Genomic DNA, 18,912 nt, shown 5'->3' with positions numbered 1-18,912 from the left:
TCCTCTCGTGGGCGTAGAACTGCTCAGCCGCATCCAACGTCGTGCGTCGACAGATCCTTCCGCCCGCACCGACCGACTGCGCGCCCTGGTCCGCTCGTCGGCGCACTGGCATCATCACGCAATGACCGATGTGACAATCACCGCCGACGAACTCCGCACCCGTCTCGCGGGAACCGACCCGCCGGTTCTGCTCGACGTGCGGTGGCAACTCGGCGATGACCGCGGCGACGAGCACTATCGCGACGCCCACATCCCCGGCGCGATCTACGTCGATCTGAACAGCGACCTCGCCTCGCCGGCCGGACCGCAGGACGGACGGCACCCCCTACCGGGTATCGCTGCGTTGCAGGACACGGCGCGTCGATGGGGCATCGACGCCGACTCCACCGTCGTCGCCTATGACGACAACGGCAACCAGGCGGCGGCTCGTGCCTGGTGGCTGCTGAGGTGGGCGGGTCTGACCGATGTGGTCCTACTCGACGGTGGCCTGCGGTCCTGGCGACACGCAGGATTCGACCTCGCGTCCGGTGACGAGACGGCGTCCTCGCAGGGCGGCGTGATACTCGCGGCCGGGCATGCCCCGACCGTCGACGTGGACGAGGTCGCGACCACCGACGGGATCCTGCTCGATGCCCGCGCCGGCGAACGCTACCGCGGCGAGAACGAGCCCGTCGATCCACGCGCAGGTCACATCCCGGGCGCCCTCAGCGCGCCCACGTCGGACAATCTGAACGGCGAGGGCCGGTTTCGTTCACCGGAGGAGCTACGTACTCGCTTCGCCGCGCTGGGGGTCGAGCCGGGCACCCCGACCACGGTCTACTGCGGGTCCGGCGTGACCGCCGCACATCAGATCGCCGCTCTGGCCATCGCCGGCATCGACGCCACGCTCTATCCCGGATCGTGGTCGCAGTGGTCGGCCGATCCCCGTCGCCCGGCCGCCACCGGTGACGAACCGGGCTGATCGACTCCTAGGTCTGTCAGCGATCGGATCAGCCCGACCAGAACGCTGCGGCTGTTCGTCGGGCCGACCTAGGGTGAAAGAGCGCCAGGTACGACCTGTTGCCGATGTCCAGACGCGGGCGCGGCCGGAGGTCGCGCACGACCGTAGCCACCCGCCACACAGGGAGAATCATCATGAGCGACAGCGTTTACCGCATCACCGAGATCGTCGGATCGTCGACGTCGAGCATCGATGACGCCATCAAGGGTGCCGTCACCCGCGCCAGCAGCACCGTCCGCAATCTCGAGTGGTTCGAGGTCGTCGAGACCCGGGGACACATCGAGAACGGTCAGGTCGCCCACTTCCAGGTGACGCTGAAGGTCGGGTTCAAGCTCGAGGAGTCCTGACCTCATCGGTCGCGGAACGCGCAGGTGGATCGTCGGAGTGACACACGCCGACGAACCGTCTGTGCCACCATGCGGTCATGACCGTCGTTCTCGTGCACGGAAACCCGGAGACCGATGCGGTCTGGGATCCGCTGGCGGAGGCGCTCGACCGCGATGACGTGATCCGATTGTCGCCGCCGGGGTTCGGTGCGCCCCTGCCCGACGGTTGGCCGGGCGGCTTCCTCGACCACCGCGATTGGCTGGAGACAGAGCTGACCCGCATCGACGGTCCGATCGACCTCGTCGGACACGACTGGGGCGGCAACCACGTCGTCACCCTGATGATGCATCGACCGGAGCTCGTGCGCAGCTGGGCCACCGACATCATCGGCGTCTTCGACCCGGAGTACGTCTGGCACGACGTCGCCCGTGTCTGGCAGACGCCCGGAGACGGTGAACGTCTCGTCGACGCGATGATGGGCGGCACGCTCGACGAGCGCACCGAGAACATGATCACGCTGGGCATGACACCGCCGGTCGCGGCGAAGGTCGCGGCCGACCAGGGGCCAGAGATGGGTCGGGCTCTGCTGCTGCTCTACCGGTCGGCCCGGCACCCCGTGTTGTCTGAGGCCGGTCGACATCTCGAACGCGCGGCCGCTCGTCCAGGACTGTGTCTGCTCGCCACCGACGATCACTACGTCGGCACCGAAGACATACGTCGGCGCGCAGCCGATCGCGCCGGAGCGCGGACGGAGGTGCTCGACGGACTCGGCCACTGGTGGATGGTGCAGGATCCGCACCGCGGCGCGGCAGCGCTGACCGCGTTCTGGGATTCGTTGTGACACACCGCTGAACGTGCGCACAAGGCGCACAGCCCAAACCTACTGCGCCGCCACCGCACTCGTCGTCATTGAGTTCATTATGTTCAGTGGCAACTCGTTGACGCGGCGCCTCGATGACGCCACAGTGAGACCTACGCAATAGAGAGGTCTCAATCGTGGACGCCATCACATTCGCTCGACGCATTCGCAATCGCGAGGACTCCATCGGCTACTGGGTGACGCTCGACGCGCCGCCGGCGACCGAACGGATCGCACGACTCGGCTACGACTTCGTCTGTCTCGACGAGCAGCACGGGATGATGGGCTATGCGGGAATCCTCAACGGAATACTCGCCATCGACGCGGGGCGCTCCGCCGTCGGCATGGTGCGGGTGGGGGAGAACTCCGAACGACTGATCGAGCGCGCCCTCGACGCGGGCGCTGTCGGCGTCATCGTCCCGATGATCAACACCCCGGAACAGGCAGCGCACGCCGTCGCCGCGACCCGCTATGCGCCCCAGGGAGTCCGGTCCTACGGGCCCGCCCGCTCGGCCCTGCGCATCGGACCGCGACCGGCCGACGCCAACGATTCCACCCTCGTCATCGCAATGATCGAAACGCTCGAGGCGGTGCGGAACATCGAATCGATCTGTGCCGTCGACGGTCTCGACGGTGTGTACGTCGGACCGTCGGATCTGTCCATCGCGCTCGGCGGCGCGTTCCCCTACGACCCGTCGGTCGACGACGAGTACGAGCAGGCACTGCGGTCGGTGGCCGACGCCGCCCGTACCGCAGGCGTCGCCGCCGGTATCCACGCTCCCGACGGTCTCACCGCGGCGCACCGCATGAGCCGGGGCTACACCTTCGCCTGCATCGCCAACGACCTCACCCACCTCGAGATCAGCGCCGCCACCCACCTCCACGCCGCCCAGGCCAGGCAGTCGGTGGACCAACTGCGCTGAGGGACCGGCTCAGTCGGTGAAGGTGACGCGTACCGAGACCGGGGTGGTCTGCAGCGCCCGGAAGGTCGAGCCGATCAGTCGTCCGAGGACGGGGTTGTCGGAGAAACTGCGTGCGCGGGCGATGACATCGTCCTCGGGGACGAACGTGGCGATGGCCGAACGCCACCGCGTGCCCTGGCGGACCCGCACCGTGGGGTTGTCGGTGATGTTGGCGCCCCAGCCGGAGCGGGTGCCGTGCTGGGAGATGATCCATGCGCCGGCCTCGTCGAAAGTGGCCGACACGGGAACACGCCGCAGCAGACCGGTGCTGCGTCCGGTGGTCTCGATGTCGGTCATCAACGACGTCCGGATCCCCGCGGCGGTCAGCCCGCGCATCGCAGGGTTGGCCACGTAGCGCCCGATGGCCCGCTCCCGCCGGAACTTCCGAGTCAGCGCCGCCTGGTCGGGGACGGCCGAACCGCCGCCGCGTCGGCTGCGGAATGCGTCGAAGCCGTTGCGCCGCAGAATGGTCGCCGCGGTGCGCCAGGCGGACCGATCCGGGTCGGGTGTCCCACCGGACCCGATCAGGTGGAGTTGATCGGTGTGCCATTGCAGGTCCAGCGCCCCGTCCAACGACCGCACCGCGCTGGTCGCCGCCAGCTTCGACGGCAACCCCAGCGAGATCGCGGGTGCTTCGAGCCGCTCGGAGTGACCGTCGATCACCGACCGTGCCGCCGTCGGGGAGATCGCGGTCGGTCGGCCCAGGCCGACGACGTCGCAGTCACCCGAGCTCACGGCCGCACTCATCGCGGTGACGGTGCGGAAACCACCGGTGACCGCGAGAGGGACGTCCGCCGCGGCGCTGCGGACGGTGTGGGCGTAGGAGAGGAAGTACGCCTCTCGGCGGCGGGTGCTCTCCGAGGTCGCCGCGTCGCTGCGCCCCATCATGGCGGGTGACTCGTAACTGCCGCCGCTGATCTCGATGAGGTCGATCTTCTCGCCCACCAGATGTTCTATGACCGAACGCGATTCGGTTTCGTCGAACCCGCCCTTCTGGAAATCGGCGGAGTTGAGCTTGATCCCCACCGCGAATCCGGGGGAGACCGCCCCCCGGATGGCGCGGACGACCTCGAGGACGAAACGCATCCGCGCGTCCGGGCTGCCGCCCCACCGGTCGGTGCGGTGATTGGCCAGCGGCGAGAGGAACTGCGAGATCAGGTACCCGTGGGCGCCGTGGATCTGCACCCCGTTGAAGCCGGCGTTCTCGGCCACCGCCGCGGCCTCGGCGAACCGGTCGATGATGTCGCGGATCTCGGAGTCGGTGAGCGCGCGCGGCGCGGGGATACCGGGGATGTTCACCGCGATCGCCGACGGGGCGACTGGCCGAGACCGTGTCGCCAGCGGGTTCGCCTGTCGGCCGGGGTGATTGAGCTGCATCCAGATCGGGGAACCGCCGTCCTGCGTGGTCTTCGCCCACCGGGTCAGACCGTCGAGGTGGCGATCGTCCTCGATCACGACGTTGCCGGGCTCACCCAGGTGCAGCCGATCCACCATCACGTTGCCGGTGATCACCAGCCCGTAACCGCCCGCACCCCACTGGGAGTAGAGACGCTCGAGACGGGTGTCGGGACCGTGTTCGGAGGTGGCCAACCCCTCGCTGAGCGCCGCCTTCATCACCCGGTTGGGCAGTACCTGGCCGCAGCGCAGCGTCAGTGGGTCGTTCAGCGTCGCCGCGGTGTCCGCGCGGCTGTCGGTGGTCGTGTCTGCGGGCATCGTCGGCCGTCCGTCGTGGGGGATGCTGTGGTTGTATGCATGATGCCATAATAAATACCGACGCGACAGGACCACCAATGACCGAGACCTCGTCCACCGAGACGATCACGACCGAGCGCGATGGACACGTCCTGCTGATCGGGCTGAACCGGCCCGAGAAGCGCAATGCGTTCGACCTCGCGATGCTCGCCGACCTCTCCCGCGCCTACGCCCTTCTCGAATCCGACGCCGACCTGCGATGCGGCGTGCTGTTCGCGCACGGCGACCACTTCACCGCGGGCCTCGACCTCGTCGATGTCGGGCCCGCGATCGCCTCCGGCGCTGCCACCTACCCGTCGGACGGGCGGGATCCGTGGCGCCTGGACGGCGACTGGACGACGCCCATCGTCGCCGCGGCCCAGGGGCGCGTGCTGACGCTGGGGATCGAACTGCTGCTCGCCGCGGACATCCGCGTGGTGACGCCAGACGCACGCTTCAGTCAGCTCGAGGTACGGCGCGGGATCTACCCGTTCGGGGGCGCCACCCTGAGGTTCTCGCGCGAGACCGGCTGGGGCAACGCGATGCGGTGGATGCTCACCGGCGACGAGTTCGACGGGACCGAAGCCCACCGGATCGGGTTGGTCCAGGAGCTCGCCGACCACCCGATCGACCGTGCCCGCCAGATCGCCCACACGATCGCCGACAAGGCCGCGCCGCTCGGCGTCGGCGCGGTCCTGGCCGGTGCCCACCGCGCGCGGCGCGAGGGTGACGACGCGGCGATCGCGCACCTGCAGCCCGAGGTGGCCCGCCTGTTCGCCACCGCGGACGGCGCCGAGGGGGTGCAGTCGTTCATCGAACGTCGTGACGCCGATTTCACCGGCCGCTGAACGGACTCAACGACCTCCGTCGGACTCGTGCGCGTCGAGCACCGCGAGCACCTGACGGACCAGGTCGTCGATGTCGGCGTCGGTCGTGTCGATCGACAGGTCCGGGTTCAGCGGCGTCTCGTAGGGGGCGTCGATCCCGGTGAGCCCCTTCAGTTCGCCGGCCCGGGCGCGGGCGTAGAGACCCTTGGGGTCGCGCCGTTCGCACTCGGCCAACGGCGTGGTCACCGCCACCTCGATGAAGGGCAACCCTGCGGCGTCGTTCAGCGCCCGTGCGATCTCGCGGTCGGACTCCAACGGCGACACCAACGAGGCGATGGCCACCACGCCTGCGTCGGCGAGCAGACGGGTGAGGTGACCGACGCGCCGGATGTTCTCTGCCCGGTCACCCGGGGTGAACCCCAGATCGTCGGACAACCCGTGGCGCACGTTGTCGCCGTCGAGAAGGTAAGCCGTACGGCCCGATTCGACCAGGGCGCGCTCCAGTGCGACCGCCACTGTGGACTTGCCCGAGGCCGGGAGTCCGGTGAGCCAGACGGTGGCACCGGACTGCCCGATCTTGGACCAGCGATGCGCCCGATTCAACGCCGACGGATGCCATTTCACGTCGTTGCGGGTCTGGGCGCCCGGCTTGACCTCGCGCGCGGTGGTGATGGTCCCAGCGCCGACGGTGTCGTTCGACGTCTCGTCGATGAGGATGAACGCGCCCGCGTCCCGGTTCCCGGCGTACGGGTCGGCGACGACCACCGAGCTCGTGCGCAGCGTGACCACGCCGATGTCGTTGAGCGACAACTCGACCGGTGAGTCCTGCTCGTCGAGGGTCTCCGGATCGAGCCGCGACGACAGCGCCTGCACGGTCGCGCGCACGGTGGTCGCGGTGTGCTTGAGGGCGAGACGGTCGCCGGCACGCAACGGGGTGTCGCCGAACCAGCAGACGGTGGCCTCGAGTTCGCGGGCCAGTACCGGCGCGTGCGCGTCGTCGGCGCCGCTGACGATCACGTCGCCACGGCCCACGTCGATGTCGTCGGCCAGCGAGACCGCCACCGACAGTGGGGCCACCGCGACGTCGCGCTCGTCGTCGAGGGTGTCGAGTGCGGTGACGGTGCTGCGTGAACCCGACGGCAGGGCGATCACCGGGTCGCCGACGCGCAACGTACCCGCCGAGACACGCCCGGTGTAACGACGACGTTCCCCGTCCACCGGCCGCGACACCCACTGCACCGGCAACCGCAACTCGGTCGCCACCGGGTTCGGTGCGACCAACTCGATGGACTCGAGGTGCTCGAGCAGGGTGGGGCCGGTGTACCAGGGGGTGTTCGCGGAGCGATGCACCACGTTGTCCCCGGCCTTGGCCGCCAACGGGATCACCGTCAGCTCGTCGGCGCCGAGACGGTCGGCGAGCGCGCGCAGTTCGGTCTCGAGTTCGAGGAACCGCGCCTCGTCGAAGTCGATCAGATCGATCTTGTTGACCGCGGCAACGAGGTGTTTGACGTTGAGCAGGGTCGCGATGCGGGCGTGCCGACGGGTCTGCCGCAGTACGCCGGCGCTCGCGTCGACCAGGAGGATCGCCACGTGCGCGGTGGACGCCCCGGTGAACATGTTGCGGGTGTAGCGCTCGTGTCCGGGGGTGTCGGCGAGGATGTAGTTGCGGTGCTCGGTGGAGAAGAAGCGGTACGCGACATCGATGGTGATGCCCTGCTCCTGCTCGGCGCGCAGACCGTCGGACAGCGCCGCGAGGTCGGGGACACCGTCCTTGATGACGGCCTCGAGGTGGTCGAGCGGCAGGCTGTCGGTGTCGTACATCAGCCGCCCGATCAGCGTCGACTTGCCGTCGTCCACCGAGCCGGCGGTGGCGAGTCGCAGGAGCTGACGCGTCGGGGTCGTGGTGGGTGTCGCGGTGTCCGTGGTGGAAGTACTCATCAGAAGTATCCTTCGCGCTTGCGGTCTTCCATCGCGGCCACCGAGGTCCGGTCGTCGGCTCGCGTCTCTCCTCGTTCGGACACCGTCGCCGCGGAGATCTCCCCGATCACCCCGGCGATGTCGGTGGCATGGGATCGAACCGCGCCGGTGATCGTCAGATCGCCGACGGTGCGGTACCGCACCCACTCGGTGGCGGCGCTCTCCGACTCGGCGGGACTGGTGAACTCCGATGTCGCGAGCAGGATCCCGTCCCGTTCGAACACTTCGCGCTCGTGCGCGAAGTAGATCGGCGGTAGTTCGAGTCCCTCCTGCTCGATGTAGCGCCAGATGTCGAGCTCGGTCCAGTTGCTCAACGGGAACACCCGCACCTGCTCCCCGCGTCGGATGCGGCCGTTGTACAGCGACCACGGTTCGGGGCGCTGGGCGCGCGGATCCCACTGCCCGAACTCGTCGCGGAAACTGAGGACACGTTCCTTGGCGCGAGCACGTTCCTCGTCGCGCCGGGCGCCGCCGAACGCGGCGTCGTACCGACCGGCCTCGAGGGCGTCGAGCAGCGTCCGGGTCTGCAGACGATTGCGAGAAGCGTTGGGGCCGCCGATCTCCTGTGCCCGTCCGGAATCGATGGACTCCTGCACCGACGCGACCACCAGGGTGTGGCCGGCGTCGGCGAGGCGACGATCACGGAAGTCGATGACCTCCGGAAAATTGTGCCCGGTGTCCACGTGCAGCACCGGGAAGGGGAGCGGCGAGGGCCGAAAGGCCTTCTCGGCCAGCCGGAGCAGGACGATGGAGTCCTTGCCCGCGGAGAACAGCAGGACCGGCCGCTCCAGTTCGGCGACGACCTCGCGGATGATGTGGACCGACTCGGCCTCCAGCACCCGGAGTTCGTCGACATGGGTGGTGTCGCCCACCGCGCTGTCGATCGTCATACCGTCACTCCTTCTCGTGCCGCGTCGCGGCGGTATCGGTCGATCCAGTCGATCGAGCGTGCGTTGCCCTGCCGGGTCAGTGCCGGGGGCGGGGCCAACCCGGGGTCGAGTCCCAGTGCGTTCAGGACACGTCCGACCTCGCCGGTGGTGTCCTCGGCGAGGTGCCGGTAGTCGATCTCGATGGGTTCGACACCGGCGGTGTCGAACCAGGCGCGCCAGCTCCGCTCCTGCTCGGACAGGATCGCGTGCAGATGGGCGATGCCACCCGCGTGATACTGCGCGCGCTCGTCGATCTCCGCAGGCGCGGCGCCGCGCCACACCCGCGTCTGCACCGCCCGCCACATCGAGACCGCCTGCGCGGCGATGTCGGTGCGGTAGACGTGCACGTAGACGACGTCGGGACCCAGGAGGTCGTCGATGGCGCTGCGCAGGTCATCGCTGGACCGGTTGCGCAGCGAGGACGCGTTGGCCAGCAGTAGCGGTGTCTGGTTCCACATCAGCTTGCCGCCCCACACGCCGTTCGCGGTGGATCCCTCGCGTCGGATGCGCTCGGCCCATTCGTCGCCGGTCGCGGTCTGGGGCGTACCCGGATCGAGTGGGTCGAGCAGGGAGAGGATGGATTCGTCGGTCACATCGGCGAACCACTCCCGCGGCTGCGGGGCGAGGCCGCTGTGCGGCAGGTACTGAAAGAACTCCTGGGGTTCGCCGGCGACCCCGGTGGCGCGCAACGACTCCACGAGCAGGGTGCTGCCGCTCCGCTGGGTCGCGAGCACCAGGTAGGCACGCGGGGTGGACGTCATGGGGGAATGATAACGACGGAGTACTTGCGGTGCGCACCAGCACCTTTGGCTCACGCTGGGCCAATGGGTTGTCACCCGGGCGGACAAGTGAGAATCAGCGTGACCGCAACTCTCGATTTTCTGAGCGCTCCGGTGCTCACTGGAACAGTGAACACACCCCTTTGGTTCTCCGCGCCGCGACCCACCGATCTGATGTCGGCGGCGGCCGCGCTCAACCCGGATGCGTCGTTCGTCTGGCCGGCCCCGACGTCGTCGCCCACCGGCCGGCCGGCCGATGCCGACGCGAGCCGTGCACTGTCTGAGGAGTTTCGTCGATGAGTTCGATCCCGCTCTCCGTTCTCGACCTGTCGCCGGTGACCGCCGGCTCGGATGCCCCGACCGCCCTGCGCCGCTCGGTCGAGCTGGCCCAGCTGAGTGAGTCGCTCGGCTACCGGCGTTTCTGGCTGGCCGAGCACCACTTCGCCGCGGTCGCGAGCTCGTCGACCGTCACGTTGATCGGTCTGGTCGCCGCGGCGACGTCGTCGATCCGGGTCGGGTCGGCCGCGGTCCAGCTCGGACACCACACGCCGGTGTCGGTCGTCGAGGCCTTCGGGACGATCGACGCCCTGCACCCCGGTCGTCTCGACCTGGGACTGGGGCGGTCGGGGCAGCGACGCAAGGAGGCGACCGGGTCGGGACCGAAACCGCCGCGACCCGAACCCAGTCCGGAGCACGAGGTGGACGGACTGTTGATCCCCGAGCCGTTCTCGTTGGAGGGACTGTTGGGATCGCCCAAGCTCGCGGCGACCGCGACCGCACTGCAGATCACCGGCGCCGAGCCGCCGGACTTCACCGAGGCCGTCGACGACATCCTGGCGCTGCTGGAGGGGACGTACTCGGCCGACGGGGTCGCGCTGTCGGCGGTCCCGGGTGAGAAGGCCGACGTCGAGGTGTGGGTGTTCGGCAGCAGCAAGGGCCAGAGCGCTCAGGTGGCCGGCGCTCGGGGGTTGCCGTTCGTCGCGAACTACCACGTCAGTCCCGCGACCACGCTCGAGGCCGTCGAGGCGTACCGCGAGGCGTTCGTGCCGTCGCGTGATCTGTCCGAGCCCTACGTCGTTGTCTCGGCCGACGTGGTCGCGGCCGACGACGACGCGACCGCGCAGGAACTGGCGTCGACGTACGGCCACTGGGTGTGCGGGATCCGCTCCGGTGCAGGTGCTCCGCCGTACCCGGACCCGGCGTCCACCCCGGCGCTCAGCGACACCGAGCGCGCCGTGGTCGATGATCGGATCCGCACCCAGTTCGTGGGCGCGCCCACCACGGTCGTCGACGGTCTGCGGACGTTGGCCCGGGTAACCGGTGCCGATGAGCTGGTGATCACCAGCGTCACACATGATTTCGAGTCCAGGAAGCACTCGCACGAGCTCATCGCCCGCGAGTGGGGGCTCGCCGCAGCCTGAGCGATCCCGATCGACGCGTCACCGCCGCGGCACGACCGGGGCGAACGAAGCGGATGTGGACTCGACGCGTCCTAGTGTGAGGACGTGGACGTCGAACTCGCGCTTCTCCGATTGCTGGTCGAGATCGACAGGACGGGGTCGATGACCGGCGCCGCTCGGAGTCTGCAGTACACCCCGTCGGCGGTGTCGCAACAGGTTCGGCGACTCGAGAGCGCGGTGGGAACGACGCTGTTCGAGCGCCACGCACGCGGCGTCCGGTTGACCGACGCAGGGCGGATCGTCCTCGCTCGCGCGAGCGCCATCGAGACCAATCTGCGCGCGCTGAGTTCGGAACTCGACGACCTGGCCGGAGCGCGCTCGGGACAGCTCACCCTCGGGGTGTTCCCGACATTCGCGGCGTCGTTCCTGCCGCGCGTCATCGAGACGTTCCGCTCCGACCATCCGGGCGTCGAGCTGCACATCCGGTCGTCGAGGCTCCGTCGACTACGGCAGATGCTGCACGCGCGTGACGTGGACCTGGCGTTGGCGTGGGACTACCCGGAGGCGGCGCTCGTCGAGGACGGTCTCGAGTTCGCTGAACTGGGCCGAGACCCGACGGTCGTGCTGGCGCCGGCGGGCAGGTTCGGAGACGCGCAGGTTGACCTCGCCGACCTCGCCGACGAGTCCTGGATCGTTCGCGCGGACGGGCACCCGATCACCGAGGTCTTCCGGTCTGCCTGCCGCACAGCAGGTTTTGATCCACAGGTGTTGATCGAGGCGAACGACTACATGGAATCGCAGGCCATGGTGGCCGCCGGCCTCGGCCTGTCCGTCGCCCCGGTCATGACCACCTGGTTCCTTCGCGACGACGTCGATGCAATCGACACGAATGGGCAACTCCCCGATCGCCGTGTGCTGCTGGGGGCGGTGGCCGGGAGAGTGTCGCCGGCGGGCGAAGCGATGCGGGCGACGCTGCAGACGCTCCCATGGTCGAATCGACGAGACCTGTGAATGCTGCTTCACCCTGATGTAAGAGATCAACTCTGGTCTGAACGCTCGACGATCGGCACTGTGTATGTCGTGAGTCACATCGATCGCAACGGCAGTCGATGTCCAGCGTGAGTTCAGGGAGTGGCAATGCATCTCGAATCAGTTCCTCGTTCCGTGGCGCCCGGCAGCGTCCCGACATCGGACACGACGCGGGTGGATGCCCTGGAACTGGTCGTTCTCGCGGGCGACGGGATCGGTCCCGAGATCACCGCGGCCACGACCGAGGTCGTCGACGCAGCGCTGAGCGCTGTCGGGGTGGCGTGGCACCCGGTGACACACACCATCGGGTTCGAAGCACTGAACGCCTCCGGATCCACCATGCCCGCCGATGTCATGGACGCCGCGCGTCGCACGGACGGAGTACTGCTCGGACCGGTGTCGCATCTCGACTACCCGCCGACGGCACAGGGTGGCGTGAATCCGTCGGGCCTGCTTCGGAAGTCGTTGGATCTCTACGCCAACATCCGACCGGCTCGAACCGTCGCGGCTCTGCACTCGCCCATCGGCAAAGAGTTCGACCTGGTCATCGTCCGCGAGAACACCGAGGGCTTCTACGCCGATCGCACCATGTTCGCCGGATCCGGCGAGTTCATGCCCACCGAGGACCTGGCGTTGGCCGTTCGGAAGGTCACGCGACAGGGGTCCGAGCGCATCGTCCGGCGGGCTTTCGAACTCGCGCGTACCCGACGGTCCAAGGTCACGGCGGTGCACAAGGCGAACGTCCTGCGGCTCAGCGACGGACTCTTCTTGGAGGCGGCGCGAGCGGTGCGAGCGGACTTCCCGGACGTCGAGTACGAGGAGCTGCTCGTCGATGCCGTCGCCGCGCTGCTGATCCGACGTCCCGAGCAGTTCGATGTCGTGGTCACCACCAACATGTTCGGCGACATCCTCTCCGACGAGGCGACCGAACTGTCCGGCAGCATCGGTCTGGCCGCGTCGCTCAACGTCGGTCACGATCACGCCGTTGCGCAGGCTCAACACGGATCCGCCCCCGACATCGCCGGAATGGGAATCGCCAACCCTGCTTCGCTGATCGGTTCGGCGGCAATGCTCCTGGAGTGGCTGGGTGGCAGGCGCGACGATGCCCGACTCGTCGACGCGGGGGGCCGGATACGCGGGGCCGTCGATGCCGCGGTGGCGTGTGCGGACACTCGCACTCGCGACCTCGGCGGAGACGCGACCACCGCCGGCTTCACCGACGCTGTCGTCGCACACGTCGTCGCCGACGAACGGGTCTGAGTCATGCTCGCGGTGTTGGGGTTCGCGTCGCTGGCTGCTTTCATGCTCGTGGTCATCCGTGGGTGGGCGACCGCGCTGGTCGCCGTCATCGTCATCCCGATCGTCGCGCTGCTGATCAGCGGTCAGGGCGCGCAGCTCGCAACCATGGTCGAGAGCGGCATCACGACGGTGGCCCCGACCGCAATCCTGCTGCTGTTCGCCGTCTTGTACTTCGGGATCATGATGGATGCGCGTCTGTTCGATCCGGTGTCGAGGGCGATCATCCGTCTCTCGGGTGGCGACCCGGTCAAGATCTGCGTCGGCACGGCGGTACTGGCGCTGCTGGTCGCCCTCGACGGTGACGGCACCACGTCCTACATGATCATCTGCTCGGCCTTCCTCCCCATCTACCGCAGGTTGGGCATCAATCCCCTTGTCATCGCGACGATCTCGACCATGGCCCTCGGGACGATCTCCGGCTCGACCCCCTGGGGTGGTGCGGCGACGCGCGCGGTATCGGTCCTGGGTGTCGACGCGACCGACTATTTCGTGCACATGCTGCCCGCGATGCTGTTGATGTCGGGCGCGATCGTCGTCTTGGCCTACGTTCTCGGCCGTATCGCGAGGCGCGGTGTCGATGCGGCACGGATCGCGGAGGTGGCCGCGGAGATCATCGCCGACCGTCGTGGCCCCGGTGCACCCGTGCTGACGGGGAGACCCGGACCCGGCGCGGCGACGGCCACCGTGTCGAGAGCGCGTCGGACCGCGCTGCGGCTCGGTCGGGATTGGCGGCTGTGGATGAACGCTGTCACCACCGTGTCGCTGCTGGTGTTGTTGGTCCTCGGCGTCGCCGATCTCGCGGTGCTGTTCCTGCTCGGCTTCGTCGTCGCGTTGGTCGTCAACCATCCCCGTCCCGCCGAGCAGGGCGAGGTCATTCGCAAGCACGCCGCGAACGCGGTGCCGGTGGTCATCCTGGTCCTGGGCGCCGGTGTCTTCACCGGGATCCTCACGGAATCGGGGATGACCAAGTCCATGGCCACTGCTCTGCTGTCGTTGGTCCCCGATGGTGCGAACGGGCTGATCCCGGTGGTCGGTGCGGTGATCGGGATCCCGATGAGTTTCTTCATGGCCAACGACGCGTACTTCTTCGGCATCGTCCCGGTGCTGGCCGAGTCGGCCGCGCACTACGGCATCCCGCCGGAGGAGATGGCGCGGGCCGCGGTGATAGGGCAGATGGCTCACTCGATCGGACCGGCGTCCGCGCCGCTGTGGGTCCTCCTCGGTCTGGTGAAAGCGAATCTCGGGGAGTTCCAGCGGTTCGCGTTCGGCTGGGTTCTCGGGGCGTCGCTGCTCTACGTGGTCTTCGCCGTCGTCACCGGAGCAATATCGGTGGGGCTGTGAGACGAGATCTCAGCGGTCGAGTCTGCGCTCGACCCGGCCACGGGAGGGCAGCTGTCCGGGGGAGGTGCGACGGACGGTTCCATAGATCGCCTCGTAGCGCTTCTGGTCGTCGTCCTTCTCCTGCTGCTGACGCACCGGCCGGAGTTCGGGGTCCAGACCGTGTTTCTCCAGGCGATGTCGCCGGTTCTGTCCCATGTACGCCGCCGAGTAGATCAGCGCGAGACTCAGGCCGAGCGCAACCATCTGGGCGCGCAGCCACCACGGTCCGGGAAAAAGCATGAACACCACGAAGATCGGCACAAAAGGCACCATTCCCCGCACGAGGTGTCGACTGAACGCGTGTCGCCCGGTGAGGTCGTTGCGAACCCACTCGCGCAGGTCGTCGGGCAGGCGTCGGCCGAAGGCGTAGGCGATCCACTGGCCGACGTTCGGGCGCTTGGTCATTCGCTGTCCTTCGTCGATGCGATGGCCGAGTCGCGCGCCGCGGCGTTGATGCGCCACAGCACGGCGCGCAGTTCCTCGAGGTCCGCGAGCGACACCCCGAGGGCCGACACGACCGACGGCGGGATGTCGAGTGCGCGCTCCCGCATGGCCCGTCCGGCCGACGTCAGTTCGATGTCGAGCTGTCGCTCGTCGGTGGCCGACCGCTCGCGGGTGACCAGATCGGCCTTCTCCAGTCGTTTCAGCAGCGGCGACAGCGTCGCCGAATCGAGCATCAGGACATCGCCGATGGACCGCACCGATCGCGGGGACTGTTCCCACAGCGCCAGCATCACCAGGTATTGCGGATGGGTGAGACCCAGCGGCTCGAGCAGCGGCCGATAGATCGTCAGCACGGTCCGGTTGGTCACTGCCAGCGCGAAACAGACCTGCCGATCGAGTTGCAGCAGGTCGTCGGACGCGGAGACGAGAGGTGGGGAGGACACGAAATCAATAGTACACGATTGAATCGTGCACGATCTATTTTCCAGGTCGTTGATCGATCATTCGCACCTGAGTGATCGCAAACCTGGGTGAGCGGCCCGTGGGTCGACATGATGGCCAGACGTCCCTCGAAAGGTGCCCATGACCGCCATCTCTGACCGACACACCGATGTGTCGGCGACCCCTCTGGCCGCGACCGACGCGACCCCGGTCGCCGCAGCGGCGACCCCGGAGGGCAATCCAGGTCTCATCGCGCTACCGCTGATCATCGCGGGCGCACTCGGACTCGGTTTCACCAACACCGGGATCGTCGACAGCGGTGCTGCCGCGGTACCGATCCTGTTGTCCGCCACGGCGGTCGGCCTGCTGCTGGCGACGATCTGGGCGGCGGCGCTACGACAGAACGTCAACGCCACCGTCTACGCGGTGTTCTTCGGTTTCTACGGCAGCTATGCGGTGCTCTCGATCGGTCAGACACACAACTGGTTTGGCATCCCGTCCTCCGGTGCGCAGGAGACGACGGCGCTGTGGCTGGGCAGTTGGCTGGTGACCATCACGTTGCTGACCGTGCTGCTGGTGCGTCTGCCGTGGACCTATCCCGCGCTCCTGGCGGTCGTCGACGTCGCGTTGGCGCTGCTGCTGATCGGCACGGTGGCCGACAGTCGGCTCGCGACGCAGGCCGGCGGAGTCTTCGTCTTCGGGTTCGTCGCATTCGTCGTCTACTACTACGCCGCGGCGTTGTGGGAGGAAACCGGCGGACGGCCACTTCCACTCGGCAAACCGCTTGTCTCGTAACGCCTGAGCCCCAGACACACAACGCCCCGTCCGGATCGGACGGGGCGTTGCGATGTGGGTGGGCCAGAACTCAGGCGCCGACCTTCGACAGCTCGTCGAACTCGTCGTCACTGAGCTCGACGGTGGCGCCGGCGAGGTTGTCCTCGAGGTGCTCCACGCTCGACGTACCGGGGATCGGCAGCACCACCGGCGACCGCTTGAGCAGCCACGCCAGCGCGAGCTGCGACGGTGACACCTTGTGCTGCTTCGCCAGTTCCGTCAGTGGGCTGCCGTCGCCGGTCAGCTTGCCAGTGGCCAGCGGGAACCACGGGATGAACCCGACATTGTTCTCGGTGGCCCAGTCGAGCAGGTCCTCCGACGACCGATCGGTGAGGTTGTAGAGGTTCTGTACCGAGGCGATCGTCGCGACCTTCTGTGCGGCCTTAGCCTCGTCGACCGATACCTGGCTCAGTCCGATGTGCCGGATCTTGCCCTCGTCCCTGCAGCTTCTTCAGCTCACCGACCTGGTCCTCGAGAGCGACATCGGGATCGATGCGGTGCAGCTGGAACAGGTCGATGCGGTCCACTCCGAGCTTTCGCAGGCTCAGTTCGGCCTGCTGACGCAGGTAGGCGGGCCGTCCGACCGGTGTCCACTCGCCGGGGCCCTGACGGGTGAGGCCGGCTTTGGTCGCGATGACGATGTCGTCTGCGTACGGGTGCAGGGCCTCGAACAGCAGGTTCTCGGCCACGTCGGGGCCGTAGCTGTCGGCCGTGTCGAAGAAGTTGACGCCCAGTTCGGCGGCGCGGCTGATCACCTTCAGTGCGGCCGGACGGTCGTCGGGGTCACCCCAGACGCCCTCGCCGGGCAGTTGCATCGTCCCGAAACCGAGACGGTTGATCTCCAGGTCACCACCGAGGAGGAAGGTCCGTGCGGAGTCTGTGGATGTGTTCGCGTCTGTGCTCGAGGTCATACCCCTACGACGTCTGACGGGTCCGCACTATTCCGCCGCAGCCTGATTCGCCTGGCTAGTGATGTATCGCACCGCGCATGTAAAGCGCTGGTGGAGAGCGCCTTTTCGATCAGAACTGCTGGTAATACCGCTAGGTGGTTCCCAGATCGAACTCCGGTCGTCACGATGGAAGAGAAAGCGAAGCCATCGCCGAGAGAACATCGACCGAAAGGTTTCACATGACTGCATCAACCTCAGGACTCCGTCAGCAACTGCGCACCGTGCTCACGCTGACCAACACCGAGATCCAGGTCGCACAGACCCGCGTCGCACAGGCCCGTACCGAGGCCGTCCGCGAAGAACTCACCAAGAACGCCGAGAACGGGCGTATCCGTGCCGTCGCGATCGACGAGACACTGCGCGGCCTGGGCGGATTGCCCGCCCTCATCAGCCCGCTGGTCGGCCGTACCGCTGCCCTCGGGAAGACCTTCTTCGAGCAGGCGCAACCGCTCGACGAGGCGCTGCTCGGCGACCTCGCCCTCGAGCACCAGCTGCTCGACCGGTCGCGCTACATCAAGGCATTGGCCACCGCCGTCAACGAGAACGGTGTCGTCGCGCTGGCGGACCGTCTCATCACCGCGCACACCGCGACGGTCGAGTGGCTGACCATCGTCTTGGCCGAGGAGGGACTCGGTGGCCCCGTCGCGCTGCGTCGCACGCCGGTGCAGTGGATCAGCGGCGTTGCGGCACGTGCGGCCACAGCGCCGACCGTCGTCGTCGCCCACGGAGCCGATCGGGTCATCGACACCGCCCGCCAGGTGCCGAGTCTCCTCACCGGATGGCGCAAGCAGGCTGAGGACGCCGGCGACACCGCGGCCCAGACCCTCACCGAATGGCGCAAGCAGGCCGAGGACGCGGGTGACACCGCTGCCAAGACCCTGGTTGCCGGTCGTGACGCGGCCCTCGAGGCCGCCGAGACCGCCGCTCGCGACAGTGGTGCCCCCGGACTGGCCGACTCGCTGCACGAGATCCGTGAGTCCACCGGAACGGTTGCGTCCGAGGATCTGCCGATTGCCGACTATGACGCGCTCAACGTGTCAAGTGCGGTCGCGGCCGTCAAGGAGCTCGACCAGCCTTCCGACATCCGTCTCGTCGTGAGCTACGAAGAGGCGCACAAGAACCGCACCGGGATCGTCTCCGCAGCGCAGACGCAGCTCGCGTCCATCGCCAAGGACATCGTCGGGGTCAACTGACCCGACACACCGTCGCAGGACAGCTCGTCGTCACCTCGGTGGCGGCGAGCTTTTCTGTGTCTCCCGCCGCAGCGGGGGCATCGGGCCGTCGTCCGGGGTGTCCGCCCACCGGAGCAGAGCGTCGATGTCGATGCCGTGTGGGGCGGTCGCGGCGTACGGGGTGAGTCCCAGCACGGCTCGTGCCAGCAGTCGGTCGGCCCCGACGGGCCGTCCGCGCAGTCGGTGGGTACACCCGACAGCCAACTGCGCCAGGCTCTTCCACAGCTCTTCGTCGGGCTCACCCCGATCACGCGCCGACTTCCACGCGTCCTCGAACACCTCGTGGGCGTGGAACGGCCGGCCGCGATCCAACAGGTCCTGCGCCTGGGTGATCGTCTCGTCCGGAGTGCGGACCACACCCTCGGGTTGTCTCGGTTCGCCCTCGTCGCCGTAGGGGAGTGGCCGACCCAGCCCGTCGCGGGGACGTGCGTTCCGCGGTCGACCGTCGGTGTCGCGGTCGCGGTCCATGTGCCCGAGGGTAATCGCCGGCCACGGCGTGCGACACAGTGTTC

Annotated in this window: 19 protein-coding genes and 1 pseudogene; 12 read left to right on the top strand and 8 right to left on the bottom strand. The window is 68.1% G+C overall.

Annotated features, from left to right (window positions below):
• Positions 1-121 precede the first annotated feature (121 nt).
• The 4 genes from LX13_RS03815 to LX13_RS03800 all read left to right on the top strand — a co-directional run bounded on the left by LX13_RS03815 (position 122) and on the right by LX13_RS03800 (position 3,109).
• Entirely contained in the window at positions 122-961 is an 840-nt protein-coding gene (locus tag LX13_RS03815) for a sulfurtransferase (RefSeq protein ID WP_253659955.1), read from the top strand.
• A 173-nt stretch (positions 962-1,134) separates the two neighbouring features.
• Positions 1,135-1,347 carry a dodecin gene (locus tag LX13_RS03810; RefSeq protein ID WP_253659954.1) on the top strand — a complete coding sequence of 71 codons (213 nt, stop codon included), beginning with the start codon at positions 1,135-1,137 and terminating at the stop codon, positions 1,345-1,347.
• Positions 1,348-1,424: 77 nt separating this feature from the next.
• Positions 1,425-2,168, top strand: a complete 744-nt coding sequence (locus tag LX13_RS03805; protein WP_253659953.1) for an alpha/beta fold hydrolase — start codon at positions 1,425-1,427, stop codon at positions 2,166-2,168.
• Positions 2,169-2,323: 155 nt separating this feature from the next.
• Positions 2,324-3,109, top strand: a complete 786-nt coding sequence (locus LX13_RS03800) for an HpcH/HpaI aldolase family protein (protein ID WP_253659952.1) — start codon at positions 2,324-2,326, stop codon at positions 3,107-3,109.
• A gap of 9 nt (positions 3,110-3,118) precedes the next feature.
• Here LX13_RS03800 and LX13_RS03795 read toward each other — a convergent pair whose 3' ends face one another.
• The gene (locus LX13_RS03795; RefSeq protein ID WP_253659951.1) at positions 3,119-4,861 is read right to left on the bottom strand and encodes a nitroreductase family deazaflavin-dependent oxidoreductase; all 1,743 of its coding nucleotides are present in this window, start codon (positions 4,859-4,861) and stop codon (positions 3,119-3,121) included.
• Between the two features lie 77 nt (positions 4,862-4,938).
• On the opposite strand from LX13_RS03795, the gene LX13_RS03790 reads away from it, so the two are divergent.
• Positions 4,939-5,727, top strand: coding sequence for a crotonase/enoyl-CoA hydratase family protein (locus LX13_RS03790; RefSeq protein WP_253659950.1), 789 nt, complete (start codon positions 4,939-4,941; stop codon positions 5,725-5,727).
• Between the two features lie 6 nt (positions 5,728-5,733).
• On the opposite strand, the gene cysC is transcribed toward LX13_RS03790, so the two are convergent.
• The 3 genes from cysC to stf0 are packed head-to-tail and all read right to left on the bottom strand — an operon-like array spanning position 5,734 to position 9,373.
• Positions 5,734-7,644 (bottom strand): adenylyl-sulfate kinase, encoded by a 1,911-nt coding sequence (gene cysC, locus LX13_RS03785; protein WP_253659949.1) that lies wholly within the window; start codon positions 7,642-7,644, stop codon positions 5,734-5,736.
• Positions 7,644-8,573 (bottom strand): sulfate adenylyltransferase subunit CysD, encoded by a 930-nt coding sequence (gene cysD / locus LX13_RS03780; RefSeq protein ID WP_253659948.1) that lies wholly within the window; start codon positions 8,571-8,573, stop codon positions 7,644-7,646. Before cysD ends, cysC begins: the two co-directional genes overlap by 1 nt.
• The gene (gene stf0, locus LX13_RS03775) at positions 8,570-9,373 is read right to left on the bottom strand and encodes a trehalose 2-sulfotransferase (RefSeq protein ID WP_253659947.1); all 804 of its coding nucleotides are present in this window, start codon (positions 9,371-9,373) and stop codon (positions 8,570-8,572) included. The genes cysD and stf0 overlap by 4 nt, the downstream gene beginning before the upstream one ends.
• A 147-nt stretch (positions 9,374-9,520) precedes the next feature.
• On the opposite strand from stf0, the gene LX13_RS03770 reads away from it, so the two are divergent.
• The 5 genes from LX13_RS03770 to LX13_RS03750 all read left to right on the top strand — a co-directional run bounded on the left by LX13_RS03770 (position 9,521) and on the right by LX13_RS03750 (position 14,460).
• The gene (locus LX13_RS03770; RefSeq protein WP_253659946.1) at positions 9,521-9,691 is read left to right on the top strand and encodes a hypothetical protein; all 171 of its coding nucleotides are present in this window, start codon (positions 9,521-9,523) and stop codon (positions 9,689-9,691) included.
• Positions 9,688-10,812 (top strand): LLM class flavin-dependent oxidoreductase, encoded by a 1,125-nt coding sequence (locus tag LX13_RS03765; RefSeq protein ID WP_253659945.1) that lies wholly within the window; start codon positions 9,688-9,690, stop codon positions 10,810-10,812. Before LX13_RS03770 ends, LX13_RS03765 begins: the two co-directional genes overlap by 4 nt.
• An 84-nt stretch (positions 10,813-10,896) precedes the next feature.
• Positions 10,897-11,802 carry a LysR family transcriptional regulator gene (locus LX13_RS03760; protein WP_253659944.1) on the top strand — a complete coding sequence of 302 codons (906 nt, stop codon included), beginning with the start codon at positions 10,897-10,899 and terminating at the stop codon, positions 11,800-11,802.
• A gap of 126 nt (positions 11,803-11,928) precedes the next feature.
• Positions 11,929-13,080 (top strand): isocitrate/isopropylmalate dehydrogenase family protein, encoded by a 1,152-nt coding sequence (locus tag LX13_RS03755; protein ID WP_253659943.1) that lies wholly within the window; start codon positions 11,929-11,931, stop codon positions 13,078-13,080.
• Between the two features lie 3 nt (positions 13,081-13,083).
• The gene (locus tag LX13_RS03750) at positions 13,084-14,460 is read left to right on the top strand and encodes a CitMHS family transporter (RefSeq protein WP_253659942.1); all 1,377 of its coding nucleotides are present in this window, start codon (positions 13,084-13,086) and stop codon (positions 14,458-14,460) included.
• A gap of 9 nt (positions 14,461-14,469) precedes the next feature.
• Here LX13_RS03750 and LX13_RS03745 read toward each other — a convergent pair whose 3' ends face one another.
• Together LX13_RS03745 and LX13_RS03740 are read right to left on the bottom strand one after the other, a co-directional pair.
• Entirely contained in the window at positions 14,470-14,904 is a 435-nt protein-coding gene (locus LX13_RS03745; RefSeq protein ID WP_253659941.1) for a DUF5313 family protein, read from the bottom strand.
• The gene (locus LX13_RS03740; protein ID WP_253659940.1) at positions 14,901-15,386 is read right to left on the bottom strand and encodes a MarR family winged helix-turn-helix transcriptional regulator; all 486 of its coding nucleotides are present in this window, start codon (positions 15,384-15,386) and stop codon (positions 14,901-14,903) included. The genes LX13_RS03745 and LX13_RS03740 overlap by 4 nt, the downstream gene beginning before the upstream one ends.
• 139 nt (positions 15,387-15,525) lie before the next feature.
• Between LX13_RS03740 and LX13_RS03735 the strand changes: the two genes are divergently transcribed.
• Positions 15,526-16,179, top strand: coding sequence for a GPR1/FUN34/YaaH family transporter (locus LX13_RS03735; protein WP_253659939.1), 654 nt, complete (start codon positions 15,526-15,528; stop codon positions 16,177-16,179).
• A 70-nt stretch (positions 16,180-16,249) separates the two neighbouring features.
• Here LX13_RS03735 and LX13_RS03730 read toward each other — a convergent pair.
• Positions 16,250-17,129: pseudogene (locus LX13_RS03730) on the bottom strand (aldo/keto reductase).
• 218 nt (positions 17,130-17,347) lie between these two features.
• On the opposite strand from LX13_RS03730, the gene LX13_RS03725 reads away from it, so the two are divergent.
• Entirely contained in the window at positions 17,348-18,361 is a 1,014-nt protein-coding gene (locus LX13_RS03725; protein ID WP_253659938.1) for a ferritin-like domain-containing protein, read from the top strand.
• A 30-nt stretch (positions 18,362-18,391) separates the two neighbouring features.
• On the opposite strand, the gene LX13_RS03720 is transcribed toward LX13_RS03725, so the two are convergent.
• A complete protein-coding gene (locus tag LX13_RS03720) occupies positions 18,392-18,868 on the bottom strand; it encodes a DUF309 domain-containing protein (protein ID WP_253659937.1) in 477 nt (158 codons plus the stop codon).
• Positions 18,869-18,912 lie beyond the last annotated feature (44 nt).

Source organism: Williamsia maris (assembly GCF_024171815.1).
Classification (GTDB): Bacteria; Actinomycetota; Actinomycetes; order Mycobacteriales; family Mycobacteriaceae; genus Williamsia_A; species Williamsia_A maris.
This window is presented reverse-complemented; position numbering and strand designations above follow the sequence as displayed.